Source organism: Mesorhizobium sp. 113-3-9 (assembly GCF_016756515.1).
Classification (GTDB): domain Bacteria; phylum Pseudomonadota; class Alphaproteobacteria; order Rhizobiales; family Rhizobiaceae; genus Mesorhizobium.
This window is the reverse complement of the sequence record NZ_AP023246.1, coordinates 659,081-672,806: the sequence shown is the minus strand read 5'-3', so window position 1 is coordinate 672,806 and position 13,726 is coordinate 659,081. Positions and strand designations below refer to the sequence as shown.

The 13,726-nt window shown below is 64.1% G+C and carries 13 protein-coding genes; 3 read left to right on the top strand and 10 right to left on the bottom strand.

Annotated elements, in window-relative coordinates; translation table 11 throughout:
- Positions 1–11: 11 nt before the first annotated feature.
- Both MesoLj_RS03135 and MesoLj_RS03130 read left to right on the top strand, forming a co-directional pair.
- Positions 12–1,058, top strand: a complete 1,047-nt coding sequence (locus tag MesoLj_RS03135; protein WP_202325049.1) for an NAD(P)-dependent alcohol dehydrogenase — start codon at positions 12–14, stop codon at positions 1,056–1,058.
- A 2-nt stretch (positions 1,059–1,060) separates the two neighbouring features.
- Entirely contained in the window at positions 1,061–2,146 is a 1,086-nt protein-coding gene (locus tag MesoLj_RS03130) for an ABC transporter ATP-binding protein (protein ID WP_202325048.1), read from the top strand.
- An 8-nt stretch (positions 2,147–2,154) separates the two neighbouring features.
- Here the strand turns inward: MesoLj_RS03130 and MesoLj_RS03125 are convergent, their stop codons facing one another.
- The 9 genes from MesoLj_RS03125 to gcvA all read right to left on the bottom strand — a co-directional run bounded on the left by MesoLj_RS03125 (position 2,155) and on the right by gcvA (position 12,161).
- Positions 2,155–3,741, bottom strand: a complete 1,587-nt coding sequence (locus MesoLj_RS03125) for an FGGY-family carbohydrate kinase (protein ID WP_202325047.1) — start codon at positions 3,739–3,741, stop codon at positions 2,155–2,157.
- The gene (locus MesoLj_RS03120) at positions 3,738–4,421 is read right to left on the bottom strand and encodes an HAD-IA family hydrolase (RefSeq protein WP_202325046.1); all 684 of its coding nucleotides are present in this window, start codon (positions 4,419–4,421) and stop codon (positions 3,738–3,740) included. Before MesoLj_RS03120 ends, MesoLj_RS03125 begins: the two co-directional genes overlap by 4 nt.
- A gap of 15 nt (positions 4,422–4,436) precedes the next feature.
- Positions 4,437–5,915, bottom strand: a complete 1,479-nt coding sequence (locus tag MesoLj_RS03115; protein ID WP_202325045.1) for a mannitol dehydrogenase family protein — start codon at positions 5,913–5,915, stop codon at positions 4,437–4,439.
- A 153-nt stretch (positions 5,916–6,068) separates the two neighbouring features.
- Positions 6,069–6,839: an L-iditol 2-dehydrogenase gene (locus MesoLj_RS03110; protein ID WP_202325044.1), complete on the bottom strand. Its 771-nt coding sequence runs from the start codon at positions 6,837–6,839 to the stop codon at positions 6,069–6,071.
- On the bottom strand, positions 6,836–7,840 hold the full coding sequence (locus MesoLj_RS03105) for an ABC transporter ATP-binding protein (protein ID WP_140770635.1): 1,005 nt from the start codon (positions 7,838–7,840) through the stop codon (positions 6,836–6,838). Before MesoLj_RS03105 ends, MesoLj_RS03110 begins: the two co-directional genes overlap by 4 nt.
- A gap of 50 nt (positions 7,841–7,890) precedes the next feature.
- Positions 7,891–8,715 (bottom strand): carbohydrate ABC transporter permease, encoded by an 825-nt coding sequence (locus MesoLj_RS03100; protein WP_140770633.1) that lies wholly within the window; start codon positions 8,713–8,715, stop codon positions 7,891–7,893.
- Between the two features lie 11 nt (positions 8,716–8,726).
- The gene (locus tag MesoLj_RS03095) at positions 8,727–9,599 is read right to left on the bottom strand and encodes a carbohydrate ABC transporter permease (RefSeq protein WP_140770631.1); all 873 of its coding nucleotides are present in this window, start codon (positions 9,597–9,599) and stop codon (positions 8,727–8,729) included.
- Between the two features lie 123 nt (positions 9,600–9,722).
- A complete protein-coding gene (locus MesoLj_RS03090; RefSeq protein ID WP_140770629.1) occupies positions 9,723–11,033 on the bottom strand; it encodes an ABC transporter substrate-binding protein in 1,311 nt (436 codons plus the stop codon).
- Positions 11,034–11,255: 222 nt separating this feature from the next.
- Positions 11,256–12,161, bottom strand: coding sequence for a transcriptional regulator GcvA (gcvA, locus tag MesoLj_RS03085; protein WP_202325043.1), 906 nt, complete (start codon positions 12,159–12,161; stop codon positions 11,256–11,258).
- Positions 12,162–12,271: 110 nt separating this feature from the next.
- On the opposite strand from gcvA, the gene MesoLj_RS03080 reads away from it, so the two are divergent.
- A complete protein-coding gene (locus MesoLj_RS03080) occupies positions 12,272–12,457 on the top strand; it encodes a hypothetical protein (protein WP_202327155.1) in 186 nt (61 codons plus the stop codon).
- A gap of 67 nt (positions 12,458–12,524) precedes the next feature.
- Here the strand turns inward: MesoLj_RS03080 and MesoLj_RS03075 are convergent, their stop codons facing one another.
- The gene (locus MesoLj_RS03075) at positions 12,525–13,484 is read right to left on the bottom strand and encodes a sugar-binding transcriptional regulator (protein WP_202325042.1); all 960 of its coding nucleotides are present in this window, start codon (positions 13,482–13,484) and stop codon (positions 12,525–12,527) included.
- Between the last annotated feature and the right edge of the window lie 242 nt (positions 13,485–13,726).

Below are 13,726 nucleotides of genomic sequence, written 5' to 3'. Positions count from 1 at the left end.
GGATTTCCCCGATGCGGGCACTGGTGCTTGAGAAAAAAGGCGAACTGTCGCTGCGCGAGATCGCGTTGCCGCTCGATGTCGGGCCGGACGACGTCAGGATAGCCATCCACACGGTCGGCGTCTGCGGCAGCGACGTGCACTATTACACGCACGGCGCCATCGGCAGCTATGTCGTACGTGCGCCGATGGTGCTCGGCCACGAAGCCGCGGGGACGGTCGTCGAGATCGGCGCCAATGTCGAGACGTTCAAGGTCGGCGATCGCGTCTGCATGGAACCAGGCGTGCCGAACCTGTCGTCGCGCGCGACCAAGCTCGGCATCTACAATGTCGACCCGGACGTACGCTTCTGGGCGACGCCGCCGGTGCATGGCGTGCTCGCGCCCTATGCCGTGCACCCGGCCGCCTTCACCTACAAACTGCCCGACAATGTTTCCTTCGCCGAGGGCGCGATGGTCGAACCCTTCGCCATCGGCATGCAGGCGGCAAGCCGCGCCCGCATCGTTCCGGGCGATGTCGCCGTCGTCGTCGGCTGCGGCCCGATCGGCATCATGATCGCGCTTGCCGCCCTTGCCGGCGGCTGTTCGAAAGTGCTGATCTCCGACTTCTCCGCGCCCAAGCTGGCGATCGCCGCGCAGTATGCCGGCATCGTACCGGTCAATATTGGCGAGCAGTCGCTGGCCGATGCCGTTGCCGCCGCGACCGGCAATTGGGGTGCCGATATCGTCTTCGAGGCCAGCGGCAACCCGAAGGCCTTTGCCGACCTGTTCAATGTCGTTCGGCCGGGTGGCGCGGTGGTGCTGGTCGGCCTGCCGGTGGAGCCGGTCGCCCTCAACGTGCCGGCTGCGATCTCCAAGGAGGTGCGCATCGAGACGGTGTTCCGCTACGCCAACATCTTCGACCGCGCCTTGCAGCTGATCGCTTCCGGCAAGGTCGACCTCAAGCCGCTGATCACCGGCACCTATGATTTCTCCGACAGCATCAAGGCATTCGAACGGGCTGCCGAAGGCAACCCGCAAGACGTCAAGCTGCAGATCCTGCTCAGCGGCGAGAAGGGCTGATCATGTCCGCGATCGTTTGCTCCCATGTCGACAAGGCCTATGGCGCCACCACGGTGATCCGCGACCTCAACCTCTCGATAGAGGAACACGAATTCGTCGTGTTCCTCGGCCCGTCCGGCTGCGGCAAGTCGACCTTGCTGCGCATGCTGGCGGGGCTGGAGGACATCAGCGGCGGCGAGGTCTCGATCGGCGGCAAGGTGGTCAACGATCTCGATCCGGGCGACCGCGGCATCGCCATGGTGTTCCAGAACTACGCGCTCTATCCGCACATGACGATCTTCGACAACATCGCCTTCGGGCTGCGGCGCCAGAAGGTGCCGGCGGCCGATATCCGCAAGCGGGTCGAAGCGGTGTCGAGGACGCTTGGGCTCGAACCCTATCTCGGCCGCAAGCCGGCCGAGCTTTCCGGCGGCCAGCAGCAGCGCGTCGCCATTGCCCGTGCGATGATCAAGACGCCAAAGGTGTTCCTGTTCGACGAGCCGCTTTCCAATCTCGACGCCAAATTGCGCAACCATATGCGCGTCGAGATCGCGCGCCTGCACCAGTCGCTGAAGACCACCACCGTCTACGTCACCCATGACCAGCTGGAGGCGATGACGCTGGCCGATCGCATCGTGCTGCTCAAGGACGGCGTGATCGAGCAGATCGGTTCTCCGGCGGAAATCTATCGGCGGCCGGGAAACATGTTCGTCGCCGGTTTCATCGGCACCCCGAACATGAATTTCATCGAGGTGACGGTCGGCCGCTCAGGCAATGGCTGGATATTGACCGGTGCCGGAACGGTTCTTTCGGTCGAAGGCCGGGGATTTCATCTTCAGCATGGCGACCGCGCCGTGCTCGGCATCCGGCCTCCGGACCTGAAGACGGCCGGTGCCGGTGCCGCCGGCATATTGCAAGGCACGGCCGATCTCATCGAATTCCACGGCAATGACGCGCTGGTGACATTCGGTTCAGGCGGCAAGGAGATCAGCGCGCTGGTTCCGGCACGTGAATGCCCGGTGCTGAACGCCCCCGTGCGCTACACGTTCGAGGAAGAAAGCATCCATCTGTTCGACGCCACGTCGGGCGCCTCGCTGCGCAAGCAATAGCGCAAAGCCTACCGTATCGCGTCGAGCGCCTGCCGCTGCCGGTGCATTTCCAGGAATATCCGGTAGTCGCGATCGAAGCGGGCGCCGGCGCCCGGGTTGGCGGCACGCCTCTTGCCGCCCTGCTGCATGGCAAGGCAGGCGGCGTTGAGGTCGGGAAACAGCCCGGCGGCGGTGGCGGCGACCATGCCGGTGCCGAGCAGCACCGCCTCGTCGGCCAGCGGTTCGACCACCGTGCAGCCGGTGGCATCGGCGTAGAGCTCCATCAGCAGCGGGTTCTTGGTGTGGCCGCCGGTGACATGCAGCGTGTCGATCAGGTAGCCGTTCTCGTTCAGCGCCTCCAGCACATGACGCACGCCGAGCGCGATGCCGACGGCGGTGCGCCAGTAGAGCTTGCACAGGCTGTCGAAGGAGGAATCCAGCGTCAGGCCGCTGACGACGCCGACTGCATGCGGATCGGCCAGCGGCGAGCGGTTGCCGTGGAAGTCGGGCAGCACATGCAGCCGCGCGGCAAGGTTCTCCCCTTCGGCGGCGCGCAGTTCGGCGACACGGCTGGCGATCTTGGCGTGCATGGCGGCGTCGGGCTCGCCGCCGGCGCCGTGCCAGCGGATGATGTGGTCGAGCAGGGCGCCGGTCGCCGACTGGCCGCCTTCCGACAGCCACAGCTTCGGCAGCGCCGCGCCGTAATACGGACCCCAGACGCCCGCGAAAGGCTGCGGATCGGGCGACATCGCCATGACGCAGCTCGAGGTGCCGGCGATCAGCGCCAGGTGGCGGCCGATATCCTGCTCATCGCCGGCAAAGCCGCCGAGCACGCCAAGCGCGCCGGCATAGGCATCGATGACCCCGGCGCCGACCCGGCAGCTTTCCGTCAGGCCGAGCTCCGCCGCCGCTTGCGCCGTCAGCGGACCAATGTCGGCGCCGACCGGACTGGCGCGCTCCGGCAGATTGCCGTGCTCGAAAAGGTCATCCAGGCCGACGATTTCGAAGAAATCGCGCTGCCACGCGCTTTCCTCATGCGCCAGATAGGTCCACTTCGCCGTCAGCGTGCATTGCGAGCGGGCCAGCGAGCCGGTCGCCTGCCAGGTAAGGAAGTCGGCCAGGTCGAATAGATAGCCGGCTTCATTCCAGGTCTTTGGCAGGTTGCGCTTCAGCCACATCAGCTTCGGCGTCGCCATCTCCGGCGACATCACGCCGCCAATATAGTTGAGCACCTCGTGGCCGCTCGCCGTGCATTCGTCGGCTTCGGCAATGGCGCGGTGGTCGAGCCAGACGATAGTGTCCCAGCGCTTGTCGCCGGTGGTCGAAACGCTGAGCTGATCGCCCTGCCGGTCGCGAACCACAAGAGAACAGGTTGCATCGAAGGAGATGCCGACAATGTCTTGCGCCGCGACTCCGGCCTTTTCGCGCGCCGCACGCACGGCGGCGCAGACGGCCGACCAGATATCGCGTGAATCATGCTCGGCATGATCGGGTTTTGGCTGGTTCATGGCGATCGGCCGATCTGCACGGCCGAGCAAGGTACCACTGGCGTCGAGAATGCCCGCGCGAGCGCTCCCGGTGCCGACATCGACCGCGCAAACAAACTGTTTCGTCAAGATGCTCTAACTCTCGCTCCCAGGCCTGCAATCAGATCGGGCAATTGCAGCATGTCAGCGAATATAAAGTCCGGTTCACTCGACGCAAGCCGCGCTTTCAATGCGGGGTTGCCGGCATGCGAGCCGCCGGTGAAGGCAAAGACGCGCATGCCGGCCGCGCGCGCCGCCGCGACGCCAGCCGGACTGTCCTCGATGACGAGGCATTTGCGCGGATGGGCCCGCATGCTGGCCGCGGCATGCAGGAAAAGATCGGGCGCCGGCTTTCCCTTGGCCACCATGGTGGCGCTGAACAGATGCGGCTCCATCAGCCCGAGCAGGCCGGTGACGTCGAGCGCATAGCGAATGCGTTCCAGCGTGCCGGAAGAGGCGACGCAGAACGGCAGGCCAAGCCTGGGCAACATCTCCTTGATGCCCGGGATCGGCTGCAGCTCCTCACGGAACTTTCGCATCAGGTCGACGCGCATGGCGGTAAGGTGCTCGTCGGTGATCTCCAGGCCGAAGTCGCGGCCAAGCATCTCGCGCACGCTTTTCATGCTCTTGCCGAGGAAGTGTTCGTAGGCGGCATCCACGCCGATATTGCCGCCGGCAAGTTCGATCATGCCAAGCAGCGCCGAGACGGAAAGCGCCTCGCTGTCGACCAGCACGCCATCGCAGTCGAAGATGACCAGTTCAGGCGTCATGATGTCGAATGGCTTTCAGAGCTTGCCGGCGAGATAGCGCGTCAGCGTGCCGCGGGCGCCATTGGCCCACAGGACGCCGAGCGCGTGGCCGAAGGCCTCGACGAATGCCGTGGCGCGGCCGACATCGCCATAGATGTCCTCCATCGCCAGCCAGGCGGCGGGCGCATCTTTTGCCGCCTTTGCCGTCGCCTGCAGCCGGTCCCAGCTCGGGTCGTTGGGTTCGATGACGGCGCCGCTGTCGGTCGTGCCGAAGCAGTAGCGGCACCACAGCGCCGATTCCAGCGCCAGCCCGGCAACGCCTCTGCCGGCCTTGAGTCGGTCGGCTATGGTCGGGATGATGAATTTCGGCTGGCGGTTGGAGCCGTCGAGGCAGAGCCGGCGCACCGTGTCGCCGATCTTGGGATTGGAGAAGCGCTTCTCGATAAGTTGGTAATAGTCCTCCAGCACCGTGTCCGGCACCGGCGGCACCGTCGGAATGATCTCGTCATGCTCGAGCTTGTCGAGAAAGCCGCGCACCAGCGGCTCCTGCATCGCTTCATGGACGAAGTGGATGTCCATCAGCCCGGCGGGATAGGCAATGGTGGCATGGCCGCCATTGAGGATACGGATCTTCATCAGCTCGTAGGGCGACACATCCTTGACGAACTGGACACCGACCTTCTCCAGGGCCGGCCGGCCGGCCGTGAAGTGATCCTCCAACACCCATTGCTTGAAGGGCTCGCAGAACACCGGCCAATTGTCTTCCAGGCCGAAATCGTCGGCCAGAATCTTGCGCTCGCGGTCGGTGGTCGCCGGCGTAATTCGGTCAACCATGGCGTTCGGGAAAGCGACGTGGCCGCTTACCCAGTTGGCTAGGTCCTCGTCGATCAGCCGCGCCAGTCCAATGACGCCGTCCGAGGTGACGTGGCCGTTATGGGGAATGTTGTCGCAGGACATGACGGTGAACGGCACGATGCCGTCGGCGCGCCGCCGCACCAGTCCGGCAAGGATGATGCCGAACACGGTTTTCGGAGTCGCGCCCGGTTGGGCGTCCGCGACGATGTCCGCATGAGCCGGGTTGAACTTGCCCGACGCCGGGTCGATGAAGTAGCCGCCCTCGGTGATGGTCAGCGACACGATCTTGATCGCCGGATCGGCCAGCCGTTCAATGATGCCGGCGGCATCGCCCGGCGTCAGGAAGTCGATCATGGCGCCGGTGACGCGGGCGCTCATATGACCGTCATCCTGCTCGACCACGGTGGTCAGCCAGTCCTGCTCCTGGAGCTTGCCGCGACCGATCTTTTCGCCCTCGAACACACCGGCGCCGACCAGGGCCCAGTCATGGCCGACACCTGAATTGAACAGATCGTCGAGATAGACGGCTTGGTGCGAGCGGTGAAAATTGCCGACACCGAAATGGACGATGCCGGCCTTCAGCTTGGCACGGTCATATTTCGGACCCGCGACCTTGGCGGGAAGGTTCGCGAGATTGGCGGAAGAGAGTTTCACGGTCATCTGTTTTACCCTTTGGCCGGCTCCGGCCTCGTTACTCCGCCTCTCCCGGTCCAGCCGGGAGAGGATAAGGGCGGCATGCCTGCGAAGGCCGATGCAGCCTCTGATGTTGGCCTCTGCTCCTCGCGGAGGGACGAGAAACAGAGGCCGCCCCCCTCAACTCATCCACTGGCCGCCATCGACGTTGTAGGTCTGGGCGACGATGTATTCGGCATCGGCGCTGGCGAGGAAGACCGCCATGCCGGTAAGGTCCTGGGCCGTGCCCATGCGGCCGTATGGCACCGCCTCGCCGACCAGTTTCTTCTTCTCGCCCCTGGGCCTGTTCTCGTATTTGGCGAACAGTGAATCGACATGATCCCAGTGCTCGCCATCGACCACCCCAGGCGCGATCGCGTTGACGTTGATGCGATGCTTGATCAGGTCGAGCCCCGCCGACTGGGTCAGCGAGATGACGGCGGCCTTGGTGGCGCAGTAAACGCCGACCAGTGCCTCGCCGCGCCGTCCGGCCTGGCTTGCCATGTTGATGATCCTGCCGCCCTTGCCCCGCGCGATCATCGAGCGGGCAGCCGCCTGCAGCATGAACAAAGTGCCGGCGACATTGACCGAGAACAGTTTCTCGTAGCTCGCCCTGGAGATGTCGACGATCGGCGCCAGGTCGAACAAGGCGGCGTTGTTGATCAATATGTCGAGGCCGCCGGTCCGGCTCTCCACCGCCTTCACCGCGGCGTCGATCGATGCCTGATCCGTGACGTCGAGCTTGACCGCATAGGCCTTGTCGCCGATCTCGGCGGCGGTTTTCCGCGCCGCCTCGAGGTTGATGTCGGCAATCGCCACCGTGGCGCCGTCGCGCACATAGGCTTCGGCGAAGGCCCTGCCGATGCCCCGCGCCGATCCTGTGACCAGCGCCGATTTGTCCTTCAGCCTCACTTCGCCATCGCCTTGCCGTCAGGGCCGAAGCGATGCAGCTTGGCCTTGTCGGGGGTGAGATAAATCGTGTCGCCGTGATGGACAGCCAGCTCGCCGTCGGCGCGCACCGTCAGCGGACCGACGCCCTCGGTCTGGACATGCAGGAAAGTGTCGGACCCCAGATGCTCGGCAACGCCGACGGTGGCCTTCCATTCGCCCGCCGTGGTCGAGATCTGCATATGCTCCGGCCTGATGCCGATGGTCTTGGCGCCATATTTGGCCGCCGGCGCGCCCTCGATGAGGTTCATCTTCGGTGAGCCGATGAAGCCGGCGACGAACAGATTGTTCGGGGTCTTGTAGAGCTCCATCGGTGAGCCGACCTGCTCGATGTTGCCGGCGTTCAGCACGACGATCTTGTCGGCCATGGTCATGGCCTCGACCTGGTCGTGGGTGACATAGATCATGGTGGTCTTCAGCTGATGGTGCAGTTCGCTGATCTCCAGACGCATGGTACCGCGCAACGCGGCATCGAGGTTGGAGAGCGGCTCGTCGAACAGGAAGGCCGAAGGCTGGCGCACGATGGCGCGGCCGATGGCGACGCGCTGGCGCTGGCCGCCGGAGAGCTGGCCCGGCCGGCGTTCGAGGTAGTTGGTGAGGTTCAGGACGCGTGCCGCATCCTTCACCTTCTTGTCGATGGTCGCCTGGTCCTCGCCCGCCATCTTCAGCGGGAAGGCGATGTTCTTGGCCACCGTCATATGCGGATAGAGCGCGTAGGACTGGAACACCATGGCCAGCTTGCGCTTGGCCGGCGCCTCGCCGGTGACGTCACGGCCGTCGATGTTGATGGTGCCGCCGCTGGTGTCCTCCAGCCCGGCGATCAGCCGCAGCAGCGTGGACTTGCCGCAACCCGACGGGCCGACGAAGACGACGAACTCGCCATTCTCGATCACCAGGTCGAGGCCGGGGATGATGGACGTCGATCCGAAGGATTTGGAGACGTTCTTGAGCGTGATGTTTCCCATGGTTTCCTCCCCGAGGGGTTATTGTCCGTCGTCCGTTGCGTGCGGCGGTGTTACTTCACGGCGCCGAAGGTCAGGCCGCGCACCAGCTGCTTCTGGCTGAACCAGCCCATGATCAGGATCGGCGCGATCGCCAATGTCGAGGCGGCCGAAAGCTTGGCCCAGAACAGGCCTTGCGGGCTGGAGAAGGAACTGATGAAGGCGGTCAGCGGAGCAGCATCCGTGGTGGTCAGGCGGATCGTCCAGAACGCCTCGTTCCAGGCCAGGATGATGTTCAGGAGCATGGTCGAGGCAATGCCGGGCACGGCCATCGGGGTCAGCACATAGATGATCTCGTTCCACAGCGAGGCGCCGTCCATGCGGGCCGCTTCCAGTATTTCGCCGGGGATCTCGCGGAAGTAGGTGTAGAGCATCCACACCACGATCGGCAGGTTGATCAGCATCAGCATGACCATCAGGCCGATGCGGCTGTCGAGCAGCCCGAGGTTGCGGAAGATCAGGTAGATCGGGAACAGCACGGCGACCGCGGGCATCATCTTGGTGGACAGCATCCACATCAGGATGTCCTTGGTCCGCTTGGTCGGCGAGAAAGCCATCGACCATGCCGCCGGAATGGCGACCAGCAGGGCCAGGACCGTCGAGCCGACCGAGAGCAGCACCGAATTGAAGAAGAACTTGAAGTAACCGCTCTGCGCCTGAACCTCGGTATAGCTCTCGAACGTTCCCGACGGGATCAGGTTGAAGCCCTGGATCGCCTCCTGTTCCGACTTGAACGAGGTGATGATCGTGTAGAGGATCGGGAAGAAGATCAGCAGGGCCACGATCCAGGCGGCAACCGTCGCGATCGTCTTGTGCTGGGTGGTGACTGCACGTGCCATCTTGTCCTCCCTTACTTGTCGAGGTTCTTGCCGACCGCGCGCATGGCGAAGAAGGCGACGATGTTGGCGAGAATGACGGCGATCACACCGCCCGCGGATGCCTGGCCGATTTTGAACTCCAGCAACGCCTTCTGGTAGACGAGGAAGGGCAGGTTGGTGGAGGCGTAGCCGGGACCGCCATTGGTGGTGACGAGGATCTCGGCATAGACCGAGAGCAGGAAGATCGTCTGGATCAGGATGACCACGGTGATGGCGCGCGACATATGCGGCAGCGTCAGATAGATGAAGCGGCTGATGAAGCCGGCGCCGTCCATTTCGGCGGCTTCCTTCTGCTCGCCGTCGAGAGACTGCAGCGCGGTCAACAGGATCAGTGTCGCGAAAGGCAGCCACTGCCAGGCGACGATGATGATGATCGCCGTCAGCGGGTGCTGCCCGAACCAGTCGATCGGTTGCATCCCGAAGAAGCGCGCTATGTCGGCGAACACGCCATATTGCGGGTGCATGATCATGTTCTTCCAGACCAGTGCGGCCACCGGCGGCATGACGAAGAACGGCGAAATGACGAGGATGCGCACGATCCCCTGTCCCCACATCGGCTGGTCGATCAAGAGCGCCAGCAGGATGCCGCCGATCACCGTGATCAACAGGACACTGACCACCAGGATCAGGGTGTTGAGGATCGACTGCAGGAAGGCGGGGTTGGAATAGAACAGCGCGTAGTTGGAGAAACCGACGAATCCGTCGCGGATCGGGTTGAGCGGATTGTACTGCTGGAAGGAGAACCAGAGCGTGAGTGCCAGCGGCACGACCATCCAGACGAACAGCAGCACAACGGATGGCGCCATCATGAAACGGGCAAGCGAACGGGTCTGCTGAGTAGCCATGACGGTCACCCTTCAATGGTCAGACTGAATTTTCACAGGCGTTGAAGGCGGCCGCCCGAGCTGGGAACTCGGGCGGCCGTTGCCGGTCGAGGAGGCAACCGGCATTCGGCACCGGGAGGAGCCTTACTTGATATAACCGCCCTCGGTCATCGCCGCGGTGGCGGCGTCCTGGGCCTGCTTCAGCGCATCGTCGACGCTCGACTGGCCGGCAAGGGCCGCCGAGAAGAGCTGGCCTACAGTGGTGCCAAGGCCCTGGAACTCAGGGATGGCGACGAACTGGACGCCGACATAGGGCACCGGCTTGACGGTCGGATGCGTCGGGTCGGCGGCGTTGATGGAGTCCAGCGTCATCTTGGCGAACGGAGCCGCCTTCTGGTACTCGGCATTGGCATAGAGCGAGGAGCGCGTGCCCGGAGGAACGTTGGCCCAGCCTTCCTTCGAAGCGACCAGTTCGGCATAGTGCTTGCTGGTCGCCCAGGACACGAATTTCTCGGCGGCGTCGGCCTTCTTGGTGCCGGCTGGAATGGCCAGCGACCATGCCCACAGCCAGTTGCCGCGCTTGCCCAGGCCATTGTCCGGCGCCAGCGCATAGCCGACCTTGTCGGCGACGGTCGAGTTCTTCGGATCGGAGACGAAGGACGCCGCGACGGTGGCATCGATCCACATGCCGCACTTGCCCTGCTGGAAGAGAGCCAGGTTTTCGTTGAAGCCGTTGGAAGACGCGCCCTCGGGGCCATCGGCCTTCATCAGGTCGACATAGAACTGCAGCGTGTTCTTCCATTCGGGCTGGTCGAATTGCGGCTTCCAGTTCTCGTCGAACCAGCGGGCGCCGAAGGAGTTCGACATGGCGGTCAGGAAGGCCATGTTCTCGCCCCAGCCGGCCTTGCCGCGCAGGCACACGCCGTTCACGCCATTGGCGCGGTCGGTCATCTTGTCGGCGGCCTGCTTGATGAAGTCCCAGGTCGGTGCGTCGGGCATCTTCAGCCCGGCCTTGTCCATCAGGTCCTTGCGGTACATGACGAAGGAGCTTTCGCCGTAGAAGGGCGCGGCATAGAGCTTGCCGTCGACCGAGAGACCGCCGGCGATGGCCGGAATGATGTCCTTGGCGTCATAGTCGTCGCCGAGCTTGTCGAGCGGCAGCAGCCAGCTCTGCTTGGCCCAGATCGGAACCTCGTAGGTGCCGATGGTCATCACGTCATACTGGCCGCCCTTGGTGGCGATGTCGGTGGTGACGCGCTCGCGCAGCACGTTTTCTTCAAGCGTGACCCAGTTGAGCTGGATGTCGGGGTTAGCCTTGGTGAAGTCGTCGGTCAGCTTCTGCATGCGGACCATATCGCCATTGTTGACGGTGGCGATGGTGATGGATTCGGCGTGTGCGGCGAAGGCGAGGGCGCTGGCCGACAACAAGCCCAGGGTAAGCGTGCGAAGTTTCATCAAATTCCTCCCATGAACCAAGATGAGCATTTGCCTTGGCTGTGAGCAATTACTCACTAAGTCTTAATTATGTCAAGCCGGATTCGATGCTGCAGCGCAGCACTCGACGGGCCGGATGCACCAGGGACGGATGGAAATTGAGACGACGAACCGCGCCCTGGGCCGGATATCAGGCGAGAGGACAGGAAGGTCTGGACGTGGGGGGCGGGTGCGAACCGCCTGTCAGCAGGCGATCTCGGCAAGCAGCCAGTCGCGAAAGGCGCGGATCTTCGGCACGTTGCGGCGGGCTTCTGGATAGACCAGCCAGTAGGCGTGGCCATCGTCGCCGACCAGGTCGAAGGGCTGGATCAGGCGGCCGTCGGCAAGTTCGGCCTTGAACAGCGCCCGGGTCAGGATCGCCACGCCATGGCCCGCGATGGCCGCGTTGGCCTCATAGGCCTGGGCCCCCATGCTGCTGCCGGGCCGCTTGGCAAGGTCGTGCGAGTGCACGCCCGCCGTCTCGAACCATTGTGTCCACCAGATGTCGCCGGGATCAAGGATCGGCAGCCGCAGCAGGTCCGCCGGCTCCTTGATGCCGCCGATGCTCGCCGCGAGTTTCGGGCTTAGCATCGGCGTGAAATCGGCATCGAGCAGCTTGTGGGACTCAAGGCCCGGCCATTTGCCGCCGCCCGAACGGATGGCGAGGTCGACGTCCTCGCGGGCGAAATCCGTCAGCCGGCTCGACGTCTCGAGCCGCACGGCAAGGGCTGGATGCGCTATCTGGAACGAGCCCAGATGGTGCGCCAGCCAGTTCGAGGCAAAGGTCAGCACGGTGGTGACGCACAGCAACCCATCCGCGCCGCCACGTGCCGCGGCATAGGCCTGGCCAAGAATGGCGAAGGCCTCGCTGACGGCCGGCGCCAGGCGCTGCCCGGCTTCGGTCAGCTCGATCTGTCGCGGCCGGCGCAGGAACAGCGGTGCGCCGACGCGCTCTTCCAGCACCTTGATCTGATAGCTGACGGCGGCCTGTGTCATGGCGAGTTCGACGGCGGCCTTGGTGAAGGAAAGATGCCGCGCCACGGCTTCGAACACCCGGATCGCCTGCAGCGGCGGGAGTTGTGAAATCTGTCGCGAGCCAAGGTCAGGCATAAAGCCTCCTTATGGGTTCTTATCGACGTTCGATTGGCAAAGGCGGCCGGCAAGACCGACATTCAGCGTCAACCGGTCATTCGGGTTGAGGATAGCGAAGGTTGACGATCATGACCATGGCGCAACAAAAATGCACTCCCGCTCCAGATCATCGCTGGATTTCGTGGCTCGCGGACGGATTCGGCTGGTTCGCGGTCAGGAAGAAGGCGCATCTCGACATCAGGGACCTGTCGCCGCATCTGCAGCGCGACCTCGGGTTCCTCGATGGAAACGACCCTGTCGGGCGGCACGGATAGCCTTGTTGGCTTTATCGCAAAGCAGTCACCCCGGCCGCACCCGGCAAATGGCAGCGTGCCCGAGGGGTCACATGCCGGCCAGCAGGGCGGTCGCCGTCCGCTCATCGGTGATGAGCCCATTGACCAGCCGGCGGTTCACGGCCGCCAGGATCCCCGGCAGCTTGCGCTCGCCCATGGCGAGCGCAATGACCAGCGACTTTTCGCGTGACGGCAGCGAGGCCGACGACACCCGGTCGTTGGTGATGCCCTCGATCATGCGGCCTTCCCTGTCGAACACCCAGCCGACGATCTCGGCGATGCCGCCCGCTTTCTGCAGCGCTTTCAACTCGCTTTCCGAGATGAAGCCGTCCTCGTAGAGGGGTGCCTTCGGACCGAGGTCGCCGATGCCAATGAATGTGACGTCGGCCTCGGCGGCAAGCGCCAGCGTCGGCTGGATCATCGGCTGGTTGAGCAGCATCTCGCGCTCCTGCGGCGAGGAGGCGATGACCGGCAGCGGCATCGGGAAAGAGCGCGCCTTGACCCTGTCGGCCATGGTGAAGATGACGTTGTAGAAAGCCGCCGAACCGTCCGGCGAGATGTTTCCGGTCAAGGACACCACCTTGTGCTGCGGGCATTCCATGGGCGGCAATTGCTCGATCGCCGCCTTCAACGTACGCCCGGTGCCGATCCCCATGACGATCGGTGTCGGCGACCGCAGCCGCCGCTCGATCTCGGCGGCCGCCGCCTCGGCGATGCCGATGGTGGTGGAGGACGAATTGGGGTCGCTCGGCACCACCTCGACCAGATCGAGCGCGAAGCGGGATCTCAGCCGGGCGGCGAGGTCGAGGCAGTTGGCGATCGGATGATCGACGCGAACCTTGATCAAGCCTTCCGACACCGCCAGCGACACCAGCCGCTGCGCCGTCTGCCGCGAAATGCCGAGCGTGGCGGCGATCTGGTCCTGTGTGTTGCCGGCGACATAATAGAGCCAGCCGGCGCGCGCCGCGTCGTCCAGCCTGTTGCTGCCACCATCCTGCCGGGTATTCACGTCCTGCCTCCGCGAACCGCTGCTCACAGGAGCGGTCCGCTCTCAGTTTCGCAGGGAACGCCTTCCTGCGCAATTGTCAATCTCAAGGGCAATTGCTTGTCCCTGCGCGGCACGGATTTTCCCGCAGGCAATGTTGCGATGCGGAAAGAAGGGTGGCGTCGGGTCCGGTCGCGGCCAGCTTCTGTGAACCCGAAGGTTTATCTCCCGGCGCAAACCCTTTAAGGGGATCGCAAAAGGAGCTC